16 protein-coding genes and 1 pseudogene are annotated in these 19,227 nt (G+C 43.1%); 8 read left to right on the top strand and 9 right to left on the bottom strand.

Annotation, left to right across the window (positions count from 1 at the left end; translation table 11 throughout):
- Positions 1–56 precede the first annotated feature (56 nt).
- Together gap and ACYX4N_RS09705 are read left to right on the top strand one after the other, a co-directional pair.
- The gene (gap, locus tag ACYX4N_RS09710) at positions 57–1,052 is read left to right on the top strand and encodes a type I glyceraldehyde-3-phosphate dehydrogenase (RefSeq protein ID WP_476053873.1); all 996 of its coding nucleotides are present in this window, start codon (positions 57–59) and stop codon (positions 1,050–1,052) included.
- A gap of 174 nt (positions 1,053–1,226) precedes the next feature.
- The gene (locus tag ACYX4N_RS09705) at positions 1,227–2,078 is read left to right on the top strand and encodes a D-hexose-6-phosphate mutarotase (protein ID WP_476053871.1); all 852 of its coding nucleotides are present in this window, start codon (positions 1,227–1,229) and stop codon (positions 2,076–2,078) included.
- A gap of 125 nt (positions 2,079–2,203) precedes the next feature.
- Here the strand turns inward: ACYX4N_RS09705 and ACYX4N_RS09700 are convergent, their stop codons facing one another.
- Genes ACYX4N_RS09700 through zwf form a run of 5 tightly spaced genes read right to left on the bottom strand, consistent with a single transcriptional unit; the run spans position 2,204 to position 7,828 of the window.
- On the bottom strand, positions 2,204–2,848 hold the full coding sequence (locus ACYX4N_RS09700; RefSeq protein ID WP_179983754.1) for a bifunctional 4-hydroxy-2-oxoglutarate aldolase/2-dehydro-3-deoxy-phosphogluconate aldolase: 645 nt from the start codon (positions 2,846–2,848) through the stop codon (positions 2,204–2,206).
- 3 nt (positions 2,849–2,851) lie between these two features.
- Positions 2,852–3,805 (bottom strand): glucokinase, encoded by a 954-nt coding sequence (locus tag ACYX4N_RS09695; RefSeq protein ID WP_476053870.1) that lies wholly within the window; start codon positions 3,803–3,805, stop codon positions 2,852–2,854.
- Entirely contained in the window at positions 3,805–5,631 is a 1,827-nt protein-coding gene (edd, locus tag ACYX4N_RS09690) for a phosphogluconate dehydratase (protein ID WP_476053868.1), read from the bottom strand. Before edd ends, ACYX4N_RS09695 begins: the two co-directional genes overlap by 1 nt.
- 9 nt (positions 5,632–5,640) lie before the next feature.
- Entirely contained in the window at positions 5,641–6,333 is a 693-nt protein-coding gene (gene pgl / locus ACYX4N_RS09685; protein ID WP_474856981.1) for a 6-phosphogluconolactonase, read from the bottom strand.
- 1 nt (position 6,334) lies between these two features.
- Complete coding sequence (gene zwf / locus ACYX4N_RS09680) at positions 6,335–7,828, bottom strand: glucose-6-phosphate dehydrogenase (RefSeq protein ID WP_458730979.1); 1,494 nt, start codon at positions 7,826–7,828, stop codon at positions 6,335–6,337.
- A 284-nt stretch (positions 7,829–8,112) separates the two neighbouring features.
- Here zwf and ACYX4N_RS09675 point away from each other — a divergent pair, with 284 nt between their 5' ends.
- Positions 8,113–8,964: a MurR/RpiR family transcriptional regulator gene (locus ACYX4N_RS09675; RefSeq protein WP_474806210.1), complete on the top strand. Its 852-nt coding sequence runs from the start codon at positions 8,113–8,115 to the stop codon at positions 8,962–8,964.
- Positions 8,965–9,202: 238 nt separating this feature from the next.
- On the top strand, positions 9,203–10,639 hold the full coding sequence (pyk, locus tag ACYX4N_RS09670; RefSeq protein ID WP_118493982.1) for a pyruvate kinase: 1,437 nt from the start codon (positions 9,203–9,205) through the stop codon (positions 10,637–10,639).
- Positions 10,640–10,769: 130 nt separating this feature from the next.
- On the opposite strand, the gene ACYX4N_RS09665 is transcribed toward pyk, so the two are convergent.
- A complete protein-coding gene (locus tag ACYX4N_RS09665) occupies positions 10,770–11,147 on the bottom strand; it encodes a hypothetical protein (protein ID WP_476053866.1) in 378 nt (125 codons plus the stop codon).
- 658 nt (positions 11,148–11,805) lie between these two features.
- Here ACYX4N_RS09665 and ACYX4N_RS09660 point away from each other — a divergent pair.
- A pseudogene (locus ACYX4N_RS09660) lies at positions 11,806–12,882 on the top strand (polysaccharide lyase family 7 protein); the annotation flags it as partial.
- A gap of 620 nt (positions 12,883–13,502) precedes the next feature.
- Here the strand turns inward: ACYX4N_RS09660 and ACYX4N_RS09655 are convergent.
- Positions 13,503–14,102 (bottom strand): BON domain-containing protein, encoded by a 600-nt coding sequence (locus ACYX4N_RS09655; RefSeq protein WP_474806205.1) that lies wholly within the window; start codon positions 14,100–14,102, stop codon positions 13,503–13,505.
- A 434-nt stretch (positions 14,103–14,536) separates the two neighbouring features.
- On the opposite strand from ACYX4N_RS09655, the gene ACYX4N_RS09650 reads away from it, so the two are divergent.
- Positions 14,537–15,520 carry an endonuclease/exonuclease/phosphatase family protein gene (locus tag ACYX4N_RS09650; RefSeq protein ID WP_476053865.1) on the top strand — a complete coding sequence of 328 codons (984 nt, stop codon included), beginning with the start codon at positions 14,537–14,539 and terminating at the stop codon, positions 15,518–15,520.
- 16 nt (positions 15,521–15,536) lie between these two features.
- Here the strand turns inward: ACYX4N_RS09650 and ACYX4N_RS09645 are convergent, their stop codons facing one another.
- Both ACYX4N_RS09645 and ACYX4N_RS09640 read right to left on the bottom strand, forming a co-directional pair.
- Positions 15,537–16,085 (bottom strand): hypothetical protein, encoded by a 549-nt coding sequence (locus ACYX4N_RS09645; protein ID WP_476053864.1) that lies wholly within the window; start codon positions 16,083–16,085, stop codon positions 15,537–15,539.
- A gap of 298 nt (positions 16,086–16,383) precedes the next feature.
- Complete coding sequence (locus tag ACYX4N_RS09640) at positions 16,384–16,620, bottom strand: hypothetical protein (RefSeq protein ID WP_474859094.1); 237 nt, start codon at positions 16,618–16,620, stop codon at positions 16,384–16,386.
- A 217-nt stretch (positions 16,621–16,837) separates the two neighbouring features.
- On the opposite strand from ACYX4N_RS09640, the gene ACYX4N_RS09635 reads away from it, so the two are divergent.
- Both ACYX4N_RS09635 and ACYX4N_RS09630 read left to right on the top strand, forming a co-directional pair.
- On the top strand, positions 16,838–18,277 hold the full coding sequence (locus tag ACYX4N_RS09635; RefSeq protein WP_476053862.1) for an ATP-binding protein: 1,440 nt from the start codon (positions 16,838–16,840) through the stop codon (positions 18,275–18,277).
- On the top strand, positions 18,277–18,969 hold the full coding sequence (locus tag ACYX4N_RS09630; RefSeq protein ID WP_476053861.1) for a response regulator: 693 nt from the start codon (positions 18,277–18,279) through the stop codon (positions 18,967–18,969). The genes ACYX4N_RS09635 and ACYX4N_RS09630 overlap by 1 nt, the downstream gene beginning before the upstream one ends.
- Positions 18,970–19,227 lie beyond the last annotated feature (258 nt).

Genomic DNA, 19,227 nt, shown 5'->3' with positions numbered 1-19,227 from the left:
TTGATCCATACTTTACGTAATTTATTTTCATTTTATTTGAACAATCGGGGTACGTTATGACAATCCGCATCGGTATCAATGGTTTTGGCCGTATTGGTCGCCTAGTAATGCGTGCAGCAGCTGAGCGCAACGACATTGAAGTTGTAGCTATTAACGACTTGCTAGACACAGACTACATTGCTTATCTTTTGAAATACGACTCGACGCACGGTTTATTTGACGGTGAAGTATCAGTTGATAACAACAGTCTAGTTGTAAACGGCAAAACTATCCGTATTACTTCTGAAAGAGACCCAGCAGCGCTTAAGTGGGATGAAGTAAACGTAGATGTTGTTGTTGAATCAACAGGTCTATTCCTAACTAAAGAAACTGCAGCGAAGCACATTGAAGCTGGCGCGAAGAAAGTGGTTATGTCTGCGCCGTCTAAAGACGACACGCCAATGTTCGTAATGGGCGTTAACCAAGGAAGCTATGCTGGCGAAACTATCGTTTCAAATGCATCTTGTACCACTAACTGTCTTGCTCCACTTGCAAAAGTGCTTAACGACAAGTTTGGTATTGTAGACGGTCTAATGACAACCGTTCACGCTACAACTGCTACACAGAAAACTGTAGATGGTCCTTCAATGAAAGACTGGCGTGGCGGCCGCGGCGCGGGTCAAAACATCATTCCATCATCAACGGGTGCTGCCAAAGCAGTAGGTAAAGTAATCCCTGAGCTTAACGGTAAACTAACAGGTATGGCTTTCCGTGTACCTACTCCTAACGTTTCAGTTGTTGACCTTACAGTTAACCTAGCGAAGGCTGCTAGCTACGACGAAATCTGTGCTGCAATGAAAGAAGCTTCAGAAGGCGAGCTAAAAGGTATCATGGGTTACACTGAAGATGCAGTTGTATCAAACGATTTCTTAGGCGATGCACGCACTTCAGTCTTTGACGCTACTGCAGGTATCGCACTTACTGACACATTCGTTAAGCTTGTATCTTGGTACGACAACGAATGGGGTTACTCAAACAAGGTTCTTGACTTAGTAGCTCATATTTCTAAGTAATAAAAAAATATAGAACAAATAGTTAAACTATTTGTTCTAAAGTTGAGTTAATCTAAAGGTGCAAACATTATGTTTGCACCTTTTTTGTTGTCTCAAAAATAAAGACGGTTTTTCAGCGACACACATTTTCCCGTCGCCTATTTGTAAGTTTAGTATTCAGTCCAAGGGGGACGTATGCCATCTGTGAATTCAGTTACCGTTAGCGAGTTTAATGGTCTTACCTTTTTAGACGTGGATAACGCTTTCGCCACAGCGCGCATAAGCTTATTTGGCGGCCATATTTTATCATTTGTTCCTAAAAGTGATAACAAAGAGCGACTATGGGTGAGTCCACACGCATACTTAAATGGCGAGCGTCCAATTCGCGGGGGTATTCCAGTATGCTGGCCGTGGTTTAGTGATGACCATGGTCGCGAAAAAGGTGCCCTTCCCTCTCACGGCTTTTTAAGAACCCAAGTGTGGAAGCTGGTTAACTCAGAAGAAACAGCAAACTGCACCACTATAACCCTTTCACCAAGCTTTACTCGGGCTGAGGGGTTTGAAAATGACTGCACTGTCGCCATGGTTGTCGCTATCGGTGAAACTATGGAGGTATCTCTGGTTACTGAAAACACAGGGGTGGTAGCATTCGACTTTAATTGTGCTCTGCACACTTATTTTCATGTTGATGATATTCAGCAAGCAGTTATAAAAGGAATTAAGGGCGAATATAAAGACAAGCTTGACGATTGGGCGATAAAGCCTACGCCAACGCCTTACACCATTACCGGAGAAACCGACCGAATCCATCTTGCGCCCATTAAAAACGTTGATATTGAAGTAGGCGGCAATTCATTTACGGAAGTTGTCTCACAGGGCAATGATTCACTTGTTGTGTGGAACCCGTGGCAAGGTGCTGCGTCCATTTCAGATATGGACCCATTTGGCTATAAGCACATGCTATGCGTGGAGACGTCGTTGACACAAGGCAGAACATTAGCACCTGGTGAAAGTCACACTCTTAGACAGACTATTGCTCCCAAGTAAACGTGTGGCTATATCGATGGTCTTTCGCGATGAGTCGTGCTTGCTAGCAATATCGAGTAGCGAAAGTATCTTATAAAAAAACCTGCCAATTGGCAGGTTTTTTAAAACGTAGAGCTTAGCGAATTTTACTGCTTAGCTCCTGCAACGGCTTCTTTAGCCAGCTGCGTGATGCGCGCCCAATCACCTGACTCAATCGCGTCATCTGGTGCTAACCACGAACCACCTACGCACTTAACGTTCTTAAGCGCTAAGTAGTCGTTGTAGTTATTCGGGCCAATTCCGCCTGTTGGACAGAAGGTTACATCAGGGAAAGGACCGCTGATAGACTTGATAGCTTTAACGCCACCTGACGCTTCTGCGGGGAAAAATTTCATGTGGGTATAACCCGCATCTTTACCCTTCATAAGATCTGACGTTGAAGAAATACCTGGGATAAGTGGAATATCAGCATCCATACCCGCTTTAAGCAAGTCAGCCGTCATGCCTGGGCTAATAGCAAACTTAGCGCCGGCTTCAACAACCGCCTTTAGCTGTTGCGCGTTGGTTACCGTGCCTGCCCCGATCAAAGAATCAGGTACTTCTTCTGCAATTCGCTTAATTACGTCAATTGCTGCAGGTGTACGTAAAGTAACTTCTAGTACTTTAATTCCACCTTCCATTAGCGCTTTTGCCAGAGGTACCGCTTTTTCTACGTCGTTGATAACCAACACAGGTACAACTGGGCCCGCCGCAAAAATTTCCTCTGGAGAGGTTTTCCATTTTGATGTCATAATTTAGCTCGCTGTATTTTGATTCAGATATGCAGCCGCACCCAATAAACCGTGATCAGGTTCTGCAATAAGATAGGTGGGAATGTCTTTAACGTAATGCTTCATTTGCCCTTTCGCTTCAAAACGCGCTCTGAAGTCGCTGTTTTGAATAAACTCAGGGAAACGATTTGCAATACCTCCACCAATAAAGATACCGCCAGTAGTCGCCATATTCAGCGCTATATTACCCGCGAAGCTTCCCATAATTCGACAAAACTGAGTCAGTGTTGCTTCAGCTAACTCACACGTTCCGTTTAATGCTGCTTCTGTAATTTGCGCTGGCTCAGTAAAAGCGACAGGGGCAGACGCATCGTTAGCTAACGCAGTGTAGATATTGTGCAAGCCACGTCCAGACATCACTTCTTCAGCAGAAGCACGCCCCAATGTTGATTGCAAATGACGCCAAACCACAACATCGGTTTCATCAACAGGAGCGAAGTCAACATGACCACCCTCACCGTCTAATGTTTGCCAACCTGTCGAAGTCATGGTGATATGCTCAACGCCAAGGCCCGTACCTGGGCCAAAAACAGCAATATTGCCGTTCTCTTTTGGTGTGCCCTCTCCAATTTGAACAACTTGGTCTTCACTTAGCACAGGTAATGAATGTGCCACTGCAGTGAAGTCGTTAATGACAAACAGCGCGTCTAGCTTAAGCTGCGAACGCAAAGCGTTTTGAGAAAAAGCCCAGCTGTGGTTAGTCATTACAACTTGGTCACCTAGCACTGGGCAGGCAATTGCAATACAACCTTGGGTAAAGTTGTGCTCTGGCATATCAGTAAAATACTGTGTAATAGCTAAATCGATGCTAGCAAAGTCATTACACATGTATTTTTTGATGTCAGTGACGCCCGACTTGGTTACTCTCGCAACGCGAATATTGGTACCGCCGACATCAGCCACAAACTTTTGGCTCATTATGCTTGCTCCTGCGTATAAAACAGTGAACACGCTCCTTCCTCTGCACCAGTAAGGATGGCACGCATACCCGCAAACATTTCACGTCCCATTCCCACATGATGCTTCGCCAAGCTTGCCGGCGCAGCTTCACGAGCAGCAAGGGTTTCGTCATCAACGTGCAAAGTTAGGGCACCGGTTTCGGTGTTGAGCTCAATAATGTCGCCTTCCTGTACCTTAGCAAGCAGGCCACCTTTATAAGCTTCTGGAGTCACGTGGATGGCAGCAGGTACTTTACCTGATGCACCCGACATACGACCGTCAGTAACAAGGGCTACTTTAAAGCCACGGTCTTGAATTACACCAAGCGGCGGCGTTAGGCGGTGAAGCTCTGGCATACCAATGGCCGATGGCCCTTGGAAGCGAACAACCACGATACAGTCTTTATCTAGCTTGCCAGATTTAAACGCGTCATCTAGTTCAAACTGATCTTCAAATACAACCGCTGGCGCTTTAATAGTGCAATGCGGAGTACGAAGCGCAGACGTTTTGATTACGCCGCGGCCTAAGTTCCCGTCAAGCACGCTCAAACCACCATCAGGTTTAAATGGTGCATCAACTGTTGCTAGTACCTCTTTATCCAGAGATTCTGTTGGGCCGTCGCGCCACTCAAGCTCGCCGTCTTTTAGCACAGGCTCTTTGGTGTATAGCTCTAAGCCATCGCCTACGATAGTTTTCACATCGTTGTGCAGTAATCCTGCGTCAAGCAGTTGCTTGATAAGCAAAGACATACCGCCAGCGGCAACAAAGTGGTTAATGTCTGCTGAACCGTTAGGGTAAATACGGGTAAGTAGTGGAACCGCATTTGAAATATCTGAGAAATCGTCCCAGTTAACAATGTAGCCAGCAGCGCGCGCAACAGCGATAAGGTGCATGGTGTGGTTAGTAGAACCACCCGTTGCAAGTAGACCTACAAGACCATTTACAATGGCTTTAGCATCTACAATGTGGCCAATTGGCGTGTAGTTGTCGCCAAGGTCAGTTAGACGCGTCGCTTGAACCGCAGCGGCTTTTGTTAACGCATCACGCAGTGGCGTACCTGGGTTTACAAACGAAGAGCCTGGTAAGTGTAAACCCATCATCTCAACCACAAGCTGGTTTGAGTTTGCTGTACCGTAGAAAGTACAAGTACCAGCAGAATGATAAGACTGAGACTCAGCTTCAAGAAGTGCGTCGCGACCAACCTTACCTTCAGCAAATTCTTGGCGAACGCGCGCTTTTTCTTTGTTCGGTAAGCCTGATGGCATAGGACCGGCTGGAACAAACACCGTTGGCAAGTGACCAAACGTTAGTGCGCCCATCAGAAGTCCGGGTACGATTTTATCGCAAATACCCAGCATCAAGGTGCTATCAAACATGTTATGTGAAAGCGCAATAGCTGCGCCTTGAGCGATGTTGTCACGGCTCATAAGGCTTAAGTCCATACCAGACTGGCCTTGCGTCACACCATCACACATTGCAGGTACACCACCGGCAAACTGCGCTACACTGCCTACTTCTTTTACCGCTTCGCGGATAAGCGCAGGATAAGTCTCATAAGGCTGGTGAGCAGAAAGCATGTCATTGTATGCTGACACAATAGCCACATTGGCTTTGGTCATGGAACGAAGGTCTGCCTTTTCACTTGAACCACATGCGGCAAAGCCGTGGGCCAAGTTACCGCATGATAGTACACCGCGGTGTGGGCCTTGACGGCGCGCGTCTTCAATTTTTTCTAGATACGCTTTACGCGTTTCTTTACTACGCTCGATAATTCGTTGCGTAACTTCAGCAATTTTTGGATTCATTCTTGTCTCCTATGGCGCCCACATCAGAGTCACCGGTGCTCTATTTACAACGGCAGTGATGGGCTTTTGCGCTTCGGTAGCATTTTCAATAGCGTCTAAAAGCACTTGCTTTTTCTTTTCACCCGTTAGGTGTAAAAAGATGTTTCGACTATTGAGTAACGCAGGTAGCGTTAATGAAATACGTTGATGAGGTGCTGTTGTAGGTTGAACAGCAATGCAGGTTCTGCCGCTGCTCATATCTAAGCCGTCAAGTACTTGCTCAGAACAAGGGAAAAGCGATGCAGTGTGCCCGTCTTCCCCCATACCAAGAATCAATGCGTCAAAAGGCTGTGACATGCTAGCCAAATTAGACTCGGCTGCATTTACACCTTCGTTTGCATCGTCAACATCGCTTTTCAGTTCGATAAAACGAGCTGCTGCGGCTTTATTTTGAATTAGATTGTTTTTAACTAGGCTAGTATTGCTGGCTTCATGGCCCTCTTCAACCCAGCGTTCGTCAGCAAGGGTAATATCAACCTTATCCCACTCAAGGTCGGTCTCGCTTAACTGCTTGAAAAGCGCTAGCGGTGTACGTCCACCACTAACTACTAGAGATGCGCGGCCACGAGTTTTAATACCTGTTTTAAGAATGCTTACCAAATCTTGTGCAAATGCATCGGTTAGCGCGTCAGGTGTTTCAAATGATAGAGTTGTTAACGCCATATTACTTTTTCTTCCCTGTTTTGCTTTCGTACCAGCTGCGATTCTCGCGGGCTAAAAGACCAATAGAATCTACCGGGCCCCACGTACCTGCCTGATACGGCTCAGGTGGCTCACTTGATTGCTTCCACGCTTCAAGAATTGAATCTACCCATGTCCAGGCTTGTTCAATTTCGTCTCGGCGAACAAATAGCGCCTGGTTACCAAGCATCACTTCAAGCAGTAGTTTTTCGTAAGCATCAGGAATACGCTCGTCAGCAAACGCTTCCGAGAAGCTTAGGTTAAGCTTAGATTTTTGAAGATCCATCGAGCCTGAGCTAGTTAAACCTGGAACTTTATTCATTACAGTGATTTCTACACCTTCATCAGGCTGTAGACGTATTACAAGCTTGTTAGGCGGAAGGTTTTTGAAGCTATCGCCGAATAAATTGTGCGGCTGGCGCTTGAAGTAAATAACAACTTCACTCACCTTAGTTGGCATACGTTTACCTGTGCGCAGGTAAAATGGCACGCCGGCCCAACGCCAGTTATCAATTTCCGCTTTAATAGCAATAAAGGTTTCGGTTTTGCTCTGCGTGTTTGCACCTTCTTCTTCAAGGTACCCAGGTACTTCCTCGCCTTTAACAAAACCAGACGTGTACTGACCACGTACCGTGCTTTCGTTGATATTAAACGAGTTGATAGGGCGAAGCGCTTTAAGCACTTTAAGCTTTTCATCACGAATGCTATCGGCATCTAACGTTGTTGGCGGTTCCATTGCGACCAAGCTTAAAATTTGTAACAGGTGGTTTTGTACCATGTCACGCATTTGTCCCGCATCGTCGAAATAACCCCAACGCCCCTCAATACCTACTGACTCAGCAACTGAAATTTGAACATGGTCAATACAGTTGTGATCCCAGTTTGTAGCAAAAATAGAGTTGGCAAAACGAAGCGACACTAAGTTAAGAACGGTTTCTTTACCTAGGTAATGGTCAATACGATATATTTGTTTTTCGTCGAAGTATTCAGCAACTTGTTCGTTGATAACTTTTGACGATTCCAAATCATGACCAATTGGCTTTTCAAGCACTACGCGAACGCTTGAATCGATAATTTTGCAGCTATGCAGGCCGCGACAAATGTCGCCATAAATAGCAGGAGGTGTAGCTAAGTAACACACCATGGTGCGAGTTGGGTCAACGTGGTCGTCTAAAACGCAGTAACTTTCCACATCTTTCATGTCTACGCATGCGTAATGCAAACGTGCTTTCATGCGCTCCCAAGTTTCTTCACATAAGTTCTTTTCACCAAACTTAATAAGGTTAGCGTGAACTTCTTCGATATACGCTTCAAGCTCCATTTCCTGACGCGCCACACCGACAATGGTAGTGTCTGGGTGCATCAAGTTAGCTTTTTCTAACTGATATAAAGAAGGCAATAACTTGCGTCGTGAAAGATCTCCCAGCGTACCAAAAAGTACAAAATCACAGGGCTCGTAGGAATTATCCAATACCATATTCGTCGACCTTTTAAATGTATGTGTGCGCGGCGTATTGTACAGTTATTTACAACACTAACGACTATTTTTACCGTATAGTTAACACCAAATGTAGTAAAATTACAACTTGAACCAACTATAGGATCTGAATCTTTACTATTTCCCTCAGTTTACCCTGATTTAACCTGTTTGAAACAACAAATTTTGTCAAAAAATTACATTTTTCTTGTCACAGACGTCACATTGGGTACTATTACAGGTGTACCTTACAATAATCTGTGCTAACCAATTGCTATATCTGTATGAACATTTTAGAAAAAATCACACAAAACCAAGCGGCATTCAGTAAATCTGAAAAAAAGGTAGCTGAAGTTATTTTAGCTAACCCACAAACAGCCATTCATTCGAGTATAGCAACCCTCGCTAAAATGTCGGATGTTAGTGAGCCCACTGTTAACCGATTCTGTCGAAGACTGGATACGAAAGGCTTTCCAGATTTTAAACTTCATTTGGCGCAAAGCTTAGCTAACGGCACGCCATATGTTAATCGTCACGTCGATGAAAATGACAGCCCTGACGAATATACGAACAAGATATTTGAGTCTACTATGGCATCGCTTGAAGTTGCCCGTCAGTCGGTTAACGTCAATGTGGTAAATCGCGTAGTTGATCTACTCACCCAGGCTCAGAAAATTTCATTTTTCGGTTTAGGTGCGTCGGCATCTGTGGCTCACGATGCACTTAACAAGTTCTTCCGATTCAACGTGCCTGTTGTGTACTTTGAAGATATCCTAATGCAGCGTATGAGCTGTATGAATTGTTCGGCCGGTGATGTCGTGGTTTTGATAAGCCATACTGGTCGTACTAAAAGCCTAGTTGAAATCGCTCAAATCGCTCGAATGAACGATGCAACAGTTGTTGGTATTACATCGGCAGAAAGCCCTCTCGCTCAAGAGTGTACCTATGTGTTGTCATTAGAAGTGCCAGAAGATACCGACATGTATATGCCGATGGCTTCACGTATAGCGCAATTGACCCTTATTGACGTGTTGGCAACAGGGTTTACATTGCGCCGCGGTAATAAGTTCAGAGAAAACCTTAAGCGCGTAAAAGACACATTGCGTGGGTCACGGTACGAAAAACGTGGCGATTAAATCACCACCACTCTGATCATAGTCGCCTTTATTGCCGTAGCAATTAGCGACTGATGAACCCAGAAGAGCGCCTAACTGGTCGAGCCAGTTGGGCGTTTTTGTTTATTTCATTCACATTATTGTCAAATTCAACTATTATTCTGTAATAAAATTACGTAAAGCGATTACAGGCGTTCATATAATAGCCAACGCCTTTCACTCTTTGTCTTTTCTAACTTAGAAACAGCGACGGAATCACATGACCAGAAGAACTAAAATTCTTGCCACCCTAGGACCTTCAACAGACTCACTTGAGAAAATTCAGGCGCTAATAGCCGCAGGTGCGAATACAGTGCGAATGAACTTTTCACACGGGCAGGCTGAAGACCACATCGAGCGAGCTAAGCGCGTTCGTCAGGCTGCAAAGAACTTAGGTAAATACGTAGCCATTTTGGGGGACCTTCAAGGCCCTAAAATTCGTGTTGCCCGTTTTGCCGAGGGTGCTGTTCATTTAGATATCGGTGCTAAGTTCATCCTAGACGCTGAGTTAGGTCGTGACGAAGGCGATATCAACCAAGTAGGCATTGATTACAAAGCACTTCCTGACGACGTATCTGCTGGCGATATCCTTCTTCTGGACGATGGTCGTATCCAGCTTCGTGTAACAGGCGTTGAAGGACGCAAAGTTGTTACTGAAGTCACCGTTGGTGGTAAACTTTCAAACAATAAAGGCATTAATCGTCAAGGCGGCGGCCTTTCAGCAGATGCACTTACTGACAAAGACAAAGAAGACATTAAAACTGCAGCAAAAATCGGTGTCGATTACCTTGCAGTGTCATTCCCACGAAGCGGCGCAGATTTAAACTACGCGCGAGAACTTGCTGAAGCAGCAGGCTGCTACGCCAAAATTTGTGCAAAGGTTGAACGTGCTGAAACTGTAGCTTCTGATGAAGCCATGGACGATATTATCGTAGCCTCTGATGCTGTAATGGTAGCTCGCGGTGATTTGGGCGTAGAAATTGGTGACGCAGAACTTGTTGGCGTTCAGAAGAAGTTAATTGCCCGCTCTCGTCAACTGAACAAAGTTGTTATTACAGCGACTCAAATGATGGAGTCGATGATTGATAGCCCAATGCCGACACGTGCTGAAGTTATGGACGTAGCAAACGCTGTACTAGACGGCACGGACGCGGTTATGCTTTCAGCTGAAACCGCTGCGGGTAACTTCCCTATCGAGACGGTTGCAGCAATGGCCCGTGTTTGTGAAGGTGCAGAAACTCATCCAAGCGTTAAAATTTCTAAGCACCGCATGGATCAGAAGTTTTCATCAACGAGCGAATCAATTGCACTTTCAGCTGTGTATGCAGCGAACCACCTGCCAAGCGTTAAGGCGATTGTCGGTTTGACAGAAAGTGGAACTACGCCAACCTTGATGTCTCGTATTACTACGTCACTACCAATAATTGCCATGTCTCGTCACGAATCCACGCTTAACACTATGGCATTGTGTCGTGGTGTGAAGCCAGTTTACTTTGACTCATCTAACAGCGAACCAGGCAAATTAAAGTACGATGTTATTGCTTCGCTAAAAGACAAAGGCTTAGTGAAAAGCGGTGACAGCATCATCCTTACCTATGGCGATGAAATGGAAAAAGTAGGCGCAACGAACACTTTGAAAATTGTAGAAGTTGAATAGCCTGAAACGAATATTGAAAGCGAAGCTTAAGCTTCGCTTTTTTTTGCCTGAAATTTGAATAGATTTGGAAACTAAAAACGCCCCTTACACCTTTATGATGTAAGGGGCGTTTTAGTTAATACTGTTTAGGCTAGATTGCCTGTGCAGTGTAGGTCTCTGTCTCTTGATTTATATCGTTCGCATATTGTGTAAGATGGTGGCTTATGATGTTTTCGGCCCGCTCAACGAACTCATCACGTTTAAACTTCCAACCTCTTAAATCGGCTTGTTTTGCCTGCTTAACATAAAAATCTAAGCGTGTTTTTCTAAGCAAATGCGCCTTTTTGGATAAATCAAACTCTACCAGTGATAAGGTCTGTTCAACCTTAACAATATCGGCGTGAACAGTGCGTTCTGCGTCATCGGCCGTTGCTTGACTAACTGAAAGCTTACCCTGCCCAAACATGCCGATTAATGCTATGACAACTGAAACAACAATAGCTGAATAAACCCACTTTAAAATGTTCATGCCTCACTCCTTGACCAACTGTGAACTGCTCATAATTTGGATAGCAATTTTTTGGCTAACGACTTCTATTTGGTTAACTTCTTCGGCGATGAAAAGTTATCGTATGCCAAACAGTGCGCTAATATTAATTGCTAGATTAAATTTAGAATTGCAGCTTCTATACCACAATATATTTCTTTGAATATCAGGAAGATATGAAACAAGACTGCTACTGCAAAATGTATATAAAGAACTTTCTACACACTTTAAGAGAAATTTTCCGTGTCTTTCCTTCAGGTTTAATTTAAGCGTTTCTAAACTTAAGTTTGTGAAACAGGCTCAAACAAACAGTAGATAAAGAATATAGTGTCTAATGCATATTTGGTATTACCAAAAAGTTTATTTCTCGCGCTAAATATCGCAACGCGCATAGACATAAGTATAAAAAAACATCGAAATCAACGATAAAAGTGAAGGTTATATAATCACTCTTCCCTTCAGACCTCTTTAACGTTAACGACTTGATAACATTTTGCAATTGGTTTACAAGAATGATAAATTGGCATTACAAAGTAAAACTTCAACCCAAAACTGGACTTACCAATAATATTAACTTAAGTATGAGTTGTATTGGTAAGCGATTGTCTACTAAGAGGTTTAAATGTCTAAAATAAAAACAATGCCTACTGCCTTTTCGTTATTTACCGTCTCTGTTTCCCCATGGACAAAGCCCCTGTTGACGTGCCTTCCACTACTCTTCGCTTCAGGTCTTACTAATGCTGAGGCACTTCCAGCTGAGAAGTTTGATTTAAGCGAATGGAAAATTACAATTCCTACAGATAAAGACAACAATGGGAAAGTTGACGAAATATCCGTAAAGGATATTCAGAGCTTTGAGCACAAAGATTTTTTCTATGTTGACGATGACGGCAATATGGTATTTGCTGCGCCTAATAAAGCGCTAACCACTCAAAATTCATCTAATACTCGTAGCGAACTTCGACACATGCTTCGCGGCTCTAACACACGCATAAAAACTCACTCCCCAAAGAATAACTTTACTGTTGCCAGCAACCCTATTTCAGATCGCTTTGCGCAAGTCGGCGGAAAATTAAATGCCACGCTTAAAGTGCAGCACGTCGCTACCAGAGCTAAATATCCCGACAAAGCGCCGGCTTTTTCAGTGGTAGTAGGCCAAATACACGCCAGTAAATGGAAGAAAAAGGTCAAAGGATTTGGTTGGGGTAATGAACCACTCAAGATTTATTATAAAAAGTGGCCACAGCATGAAACTGGTTCTGTATTCTGGACTTACGAGCGCAACTTGCCCAAGAATGATAAAAACCGTACTGATATTGCTTATCCAGTTTGGGGAAATTTATGGACCGACCCAGAAAACCCGGGTAGCGAAGGTATTAAACTTAACGAGAGCTTTAGTTATGAAGTGAACGTTCACGGTGACGTGATGTACCTAAGCTTTAAATCAGACGGACACAAAACCGTTAATTATGCTATTAATCTTGCCAATGGGGTAAATGCTTATGGAGAGTTGGACCAACACGATCACCCCTACGGCTATACGCTAGATTGGAATTATTTTAAAGCTGGCGCTTATAACCAGTGCAGTACTAAAGATGATGACGGCTTTTGGTACGCTGCATGTATGGGTACAGGAAACTGGGAAGAAGATAGGAAAAATGGTGACTATGTACAGGTTGCGTTTTCCAACTTAACGGTAGGTGAAAGCAGCGAACCTACTGAAACCTTCAAAGCGAACCTAATTACGCAAAAACCTGGGGCGCAAAGACCTGTGGCGAAAAGCGACAATGTTAAGATTGGCGCTACGCTAAACAAAAAAGAAGCGATATCCATAGATGCTATTCCTACTTCCGCGTTAACGGCAATAAAAAGCGTTGCGCCTAATTTTGCGATACAAGAAGTTGAGAAAGAATACAAACACGATCATGTATATCTTGATGTTGAAGGTGAAGACGCTAACGGAAATGAAATAGAATTCGATATGCTGCAAGATGGAGAGCAGTGGAAAATTGTTGAAGTACAGCGGGATTTAACTATGGAAGATTTACCTTCCGCTGTAAAAACACTTATCAATAAGCAGGAAAACTCTGACCAAGTTAGGCGTATCATTGAAAGTAAACAATACGGAACTGATATTACGATTTATGAATTTTATCTTGTGAAAGAAAATGGCACTGAATCCCGAAAAGAAATTAAATCTGAAAACGGTGAAGTTGTCCTATTGGATGAAGAGTGGAAACATTAGTTATGTCGATTTGCTAACCATTTTACCTTACTTTCGTTAGGCAAGAAAAAAGGGGCGCATGCCCCTTTTTCATAATGTCGGATGAAGAAACTTTAGTTCATTGCAGTTTCAGTAACAACACGTAGGTCACTCTCTACGTCTTTAACATCAGAAGCATTTTTAGCAATTTCTACTGCTAGGTCACGCTCAGCGTCAGAATCGACTTCGCCAGTCAGTGTTACCACGCCATTTTCTACGTCAACGTCAATGTCAAAGCCTGAAATATCTGTGTCCATGAGAAGGCGAGTCTTAATTACTGTAGCAATTTTGGCGTCAGTTAATTCACTTGTGCCTTCATCTACAGTGTCTTCCATGTCGTCAGACATCTCTTTATGCATATCGTTGTCGTTAACAACAGTAAGCTTGTTATCTACAGAGGATACACCGTCGATGTTAGCTACCAACTCTTCAGCTAATTTTTTATCGACAGAGTTTTCAACTTTGCCTGTAAGAACGACATTGCCATCTTTCACATCGGTGTTGATGTCGAATGAATCTAGATTGCCATTGAACAACAGCGTAGCTTCTGCTTTACCGTCAATCCATGCGTCTTTAGCACCTTTTTCCCACTTATTGTCTGTGTCCATATCACCAGCATAAGCAGCTGTAGTTAATGTTGTAGCAACAATCATAGAAATAATTGAACGTTTCATAACATTTCTCCTTTGTCGAAACTCACAACTACAGGTGCTAAAACCTTGCCAACATAATATCCTATTGTTTTATATACATTAATTATTGATTTTCGATTATGTCGGACTTCTGGAATTTGCAAACTTTGCCTTATTTCGAGAATTTTTTACTTAACACAAGCAAACAGCGTATGCCCTATGGAAAGTGCTCTATTTATAATTTGCCACTTAATGTCCCTGTGGAAATAACACGGTGGAATTAACATTGAAAAGATCCATAGAACCATGCACAGATACTGACGCTCAATAGAAAGGTAAGGTTAAACTTATTTTAGAAAACCGTCGTAATTATAACTATTGTTTTCACATCATCTACATCGCCTTTGACATACCAACTAACTTTCTTGGTTTAGGTAAGATGTGTTTTGTCAGTTTTACTCAAGGACCATCTAGACATGGATACTGCACTCACTGCTGCTTCAGTCTTTTTTATCGCTGTAAGCTGGGCTCCCCTTTTACCCTCTTCACACTGGTTGGTAAGAGTATGGGAGTTTCCACGACTTCAAATAGCAGCTATTATTTCTTTATTACTTATTGGGTACGCTTTTAAAGCATCGTACTACGCCCCATTAAATAGCCTTTCGCTAATTTTGGTAGTAGGCTTAATTGTTAGCCTGATTTACCAAGTTGTCTGGATAATCCCCTACACTCCCCTGTACAAGCGTGAAGTACAACGCGTGGGTAATGAGGACACGAACCGTAAACTTAGCGTGCTTTCCAGTAACGTATATATGCCAAACAACGATTTTCGCAAGCTCATCGAGCATGTGCGCAATAAACACCCCGACTTTCTGGTTACTCTTGAATCTAATGAAAAGTGGCAGAAGGGCATTAGCGAAATAGAGTCAGAATATCCTTACCGCAAATTCTGCCCTCTAGAAAACCTTTACGGCATGCATCTATACAGCAAAATCCCATTTGAAGAGGCTACACTTCGTTTTATGATAGAAGACGATGTGCCATCTATGAGGGTAAAAATTAATCATCATGGTCAAGATGTGCTGCTTTATTTTCTTCATCCAAAACCGCCAAGCCCTACGGAAAATACCTATGCTAAACCTAGGGATGTCGAGTTGACCGTAGTAGGCGAGGAAATTGCTAAAACAGAAGGTCCAATCATAGTCGCAGGCGATCTAAATGACGTCGCGTGGTCACCTACTACCAGGAACTTTAAGAAAATAAGCGGCCTATTAGACCCTAGGGAAGGCCGAGGCTTTTTTAATACGTTCCACGCAAAGTACCCATTAGTGAAGTGGCCGCTAGATCACGTTTTTCACTCTAAACACTTTGGTTTAGTAAACATTGAGAAGTTAGAGGGTGTGGGATCTGATCACTACCCTCTTTATACCGAACTTGCGTTAATGACCGACAAAGGATAAATCGGTTCAATGATGTTTAACGAGCCCCACGATGCTTTACACACCACATGAGGCTGTCGCAAGCCTCTTCACGCTTTTTGAAGTGTGCCAAACCAATTAAGCTATGCTCTCTTGGCCAAACTGCTTGATTAAGGATTTCTTGATCCTTTGCAAGAAGTTGATCGCTATCTAGCATAATCTCGATGGCTTTTTTATTGGGCTTTATCAACGTAGGCTTAGCGTCTTTAACCAAAGCTGAGCGTACACAAATATACTCTCGTTTTACGGGGTCGCGTACCACACCGATATAGTCATTGTCACAAATGATAGCAGGCCAGCCTTCCGTTATTCTACTTTGCCCGAACATGATAAGTGTAAAAGCAACAAGCACGAAAAGTGTTAAACCAATAAACTGCGCGCTTAAATCAGGGGCCACACTTACAATAACCCCAACAACAGCCGCAAAAAATATCCAACCACCGAAGACTCTACGCATAGCGTTTGGTGAGATACCTGAAATAACATCAACCAATTTTAGAGATTGCTTGTCATAGTTTCGAATAATTACAGACGATTGTAATTCCACAGCCTTTGTCCACCAAAGAAAAATACGAAATACAGAAATTAATACGTTACAAGTAAGGCTGAAGATTTACCTACACTCTGAATGAGTAAACACCAATTTTAAAAGACGAATTTTACTCGAAAGGAAACGTGTTAAGTAATAATTGTAGGAATATGCAAACTATTGAAATGTAATGCTTAACCTACTAGGTAAGCATATCAAAATTTATATCGGGGGCAAAGCTATTACGCACTAAATACGCGGTGAAAAACGACATAACAAACATCGTACAACACCGCGCTATATGAAGAATTTAAAATTACCTTTGCGGGCGGCGCTCTGGCATTGCGACAAGGGTATCATCTTTTAGCGTGCACGTACCCTCAACGGTTTCACCTCTTGGTGTTTCAAAAGATACGGTTTCGCCTTCAGCTTTTCCTTCACAAGCTTCTATAGCCTCTGGAGGTGGTTGTCTTGGATGTTCTCTATCGCCTTTCGCGAAGCAACCGGCGGTACTCAAACTAAGTAGACCAATTAACATTGCCGTCTTATTCATATTGCTACTACTCCTTACTTCTGTATTCGAAATATATACAAAATCTACTGTAATCGGTGCCAAATGCAGTGACCGCAAATAGCGCCGGCTCTATCGTTCCAATCATAGAATTTAAATGTGCAGAAATAGTGCAGAACATGAGTATTAACCCATGATTTGAGGGTTGATCAGGCTGTGGATATTGTAGAGATGGCCCCTAGGTCGCTATACTCGAAATATGAAGTTATCTCATAAACTTACTATCATTTTGCTCGCGTTCTCTTGCATGTCTTTAATGCTTGCGCTCGCTACTGCCCGTTGGAGTTTTGAACAAGGTTTCAACAAATTTATTATAGCTCAGGAAAAAGAGCGGCTCAGTCAGCTTGGAGAAATGCTCGCGTTAGAGTACGCACTGAATGAGCGAAGCTGGGAAGGTATATCGCCCTATGCATTTTCTCGCCAAAGTAATCGCCCCCCTCCGCCTGGGCGCAAGTTTGGAGCCCAAGAACATAGAGGTATCAATCAGCATCCTCCACAAAGACGCGCCTATCAGCTACCTAGTCGGGACCAACAGCATATAGGCCCTCCTACTACATTACTTGACTCACAAAGTAACGTCATAGCTGGCAGTATGCCTAGCGACGCTGCGACTAACCAAGATATTAAAGTATCTGTCTCTATTGTTAGCGAAGGTCGCAAGATTGGCGCATTGGAAAGCTATCTACCACCTTCACCAAGCTCTACAATGGCGCAAGAGTTTATGCGACAGCAACGCACATCATTTATCGCTGTAGGCGCATTAGCATTACTGGTTTCATTGATTACTGCGGTGATCATTGTGCCTAAACTTTTATCGCCCTTTAAAAAGATAGTAAAAGCTGTCGAACAACTCGCTAGACGCGAGTACGATGTAAAATTTAGGCAGCCGCCCAGCGATGAGTTTGGCGTGTTAATGAAAGACATTAACTCTCTTTCAGAGGCTTTACAAAAACATGAGGCTACGCAAAAACAATGGTTGGCAGATATTTCTCACGAATTGCGCACGCCGCTATCAATACTTGCTGGTGAAATGGAATTAGTTGAAGCAGGTGTCAGGCAGTTCGATAAAGTACAACTCGCTTCGTTCCAAGACGAGGTTAGCCGTTTAACACGCTTGGTTAATGATTTATATCAGTTGTCCTTATCAGATATAGGAGGCATGCATTTCGATTTCAAGGTGGTTGATATCGGCGGCTTATTAAATGATAGTTTGGCACAGTTTAATCTAGCTTTAGAGGCCAAAAGCATTACCGTTAGTACTTATATTCCTAGCAATATAGAAGTTCATGCGGACGCTCAACGGCTGCGCCAAGTGTTTTCGAATGTTTTGAGCAACAGTGTTGAATACACAGATTCTCCAGGCCAAGTTCGGGTCACATTAGTTGAAACCGGAAATAAAGCCACCATCGACATAGAAGACAGTGCACCTGGCATAACCACCGGCAATGAAAAGCAAGTATTTGACCCTCTCTATAGAGAGGATTCATCTCGAAAACGGAGAACTGAAGGCGCTGGCTTAGGTTTATCGATAAGTCAGTCAATTATTAAAGCGCACAAAGGTACGATAAACGCTGCGAGTTCTGAGCTTGGAGGAGTTAAAATATCAATCGAGCTACCGATTAGGGGAAATGTTATCTAATGTCTACTCAATATCCTGTCCTAATTGTTGAAGACGAAGAGAAAATTGCCCAAATACTTGTAGATTTCTTTACTCTTGAGGGTTTCAACACAAAAGTACTGCATAGCGGTGAACAGGTTATTTCTGAAATTAGAGAAAACACCTTTAGCGCAGTCATTCTCGATCGCATGTTGCCTGCGGTAGATGGACTAACCTTATGCAAACAAATTAGGCAGTTTTCAAATGTGCCTCTTTTGATGCTAACCGCTCGAATTGATGAAATAGACAGGCTTATTGGGTTAGATGCAGGAGCCGACGATTACATATGCAAGCCCTTTTCTCCACGTGAGGTTGTCGCTCGCGTACAAGTTATTTTAAGAAGAGCGCAAACTACTAATAACATAAGTGGTGAAGGCTCGAGACAACTAGTATTCAAAGATATTTCGTTAGATTTAGACGCTTATGTCTGTGAAAGAAGAAACCAAACCATAGAGCTCACTCCAGTTGAGTTTAGATTGCTTAAAGCATTTATAGAAAAGCCAGGACATGTATTTTCCAGAGAACAGCTTATGGACAAAGGCTATGTGGACGGTCGCGTCGTTAGCAATCGCACTATTGATAGCCACATGAAAAACTTACGCCATAAGCTAATGCAGGATGACGAAATCTCGCCGCTTCAGGCTGTATACGGTATAGGTTATAAACTGAGTTAGCTTTTCTTTATCTTTTATCTGACTAAGCTTTGCGCATAGCGGGCACGTACACTAGGCACCCACTTCAAGAATGGTGAAAATAACCTGTTTTCAAAGTTACTTCACTAAAAAACCTGCCCACTTTTTTGGTTTGTAAATTTTTCTCTTTCTTTGCAGCTCTTGCTCGCTTTTAAACCTCGTCACTGCTGAATTGGCAAATAAAAACAAAAAAATCACACATCTTCAATAACTTGCAACTTTGGAGCACTCTTTGCTTTA

Source organism: Alteromonas sp. ABH4_452, assembly GCF_056311825.1.
The sequence above is the reverse complement of the archived record's forward strand: the minus strand, read 5'-3'. Positions and strand labels throughout refer to the sequence as shown.

Coding starts and splice junctions, on each gene's coding strand:
- gap (WP_476053873.1), top strand. CDS start 57: ATGACAATCCGCATCGGTATCAATGGTTTTGGCCGTATTGGTCGCCTA.
- ACYX4N_RS09705 (WP_476053871.1), top strand. CDS start 1,227: ATGCCATCTGTGAATTCAGTTACCGTTAGCGAGTTTAATGGTCTTACC.
- ACYX4N_RS09700 (WP_179983754.1), bottom strand. CDS start 2,848: ATGACATCAAAATGGAAAACCTCTCCAGAGGAAATTTTTGCGGCGGGC.
- ACYX4N_RS09695 (WP_476053870.1), bottom strand. CDS start 3,805: ATGAGCCAAAAGTTTGTGGCTGATGTCGGCGGTACCAATATTCGCGTT.
- edd (WP_476053868.1), bottom strand. CDS start 5,631: ATGAATCCAAAAATTGCTGAAGTTACGCAACGAATTATCGAGCGTAGT.
- pgl (WP_474856981.1), bottom strand. CDS start 6,333: ATGGCGTTAACAACTCTATCATTTGAAACACCTGACGCGCTAACCGAT.
- zwf (WP_458730979.1), bottom strand. CDS start 7,828: ATGGTATTGGATAATTCCTACGAGCCCTGTGATTTTGTACTTTTTGGT.
- ACYX4N_RS09675 (WP_474806210.1), top strand. CDS start 8,113: ATGAACATTTTAGAAAAAATCACACAAAACCAAGCGGCATTCAGTAAA.
- pyk (WP_118493982.1), top strand. CDS start 9,203: ATGACCAGAAGAACTAAAATTCTTGCCACCCTAGGACCTTCAACAGAC.
- ACYX4N_RS09665 (WP_476053866.1), bottom strand. CDS start 11,147: ATGAACATTTTAAAGTGGGTTTATTCAGCTATTGTTGTTTCAGTTGTC.
- ACYX4N_RS09655 (WP_474806205.1), bottom strand. CDS start 14,102: ATGAAACGTTCAATTATTTCTATGATTGTTGCTACAACATTAACTACA.
- ACYX4N_RS09650 (WP_476053865.1), top strand. CDS start 14,537: ATGGATACTGCACTCACTGCTGCTTCAGTCTTTTTTATCGCTGTAAGC.
- ACYX4N_RS09640 (WP_474859094.1), bottom strand. CDS start 16,620: ATGAATAAGACGGCAATGTTAATTGGTCTACTTAGTTTGAGTACCGCC.
- ACYX4N_RS09635 (WP_476053862.1), top strand. CDS start 16,838: ATGAAGTTATCTCATAAACTTACTATCATTTTGCTCGCGTTCTCTTGC.
- ACYX4N_RS09630 (WP_476053861.1), top strand. CDS start 18,277: ATGTCTACTCAATATCCTGTCCTAATTGTTGAAGACGAAGAGAAAATT.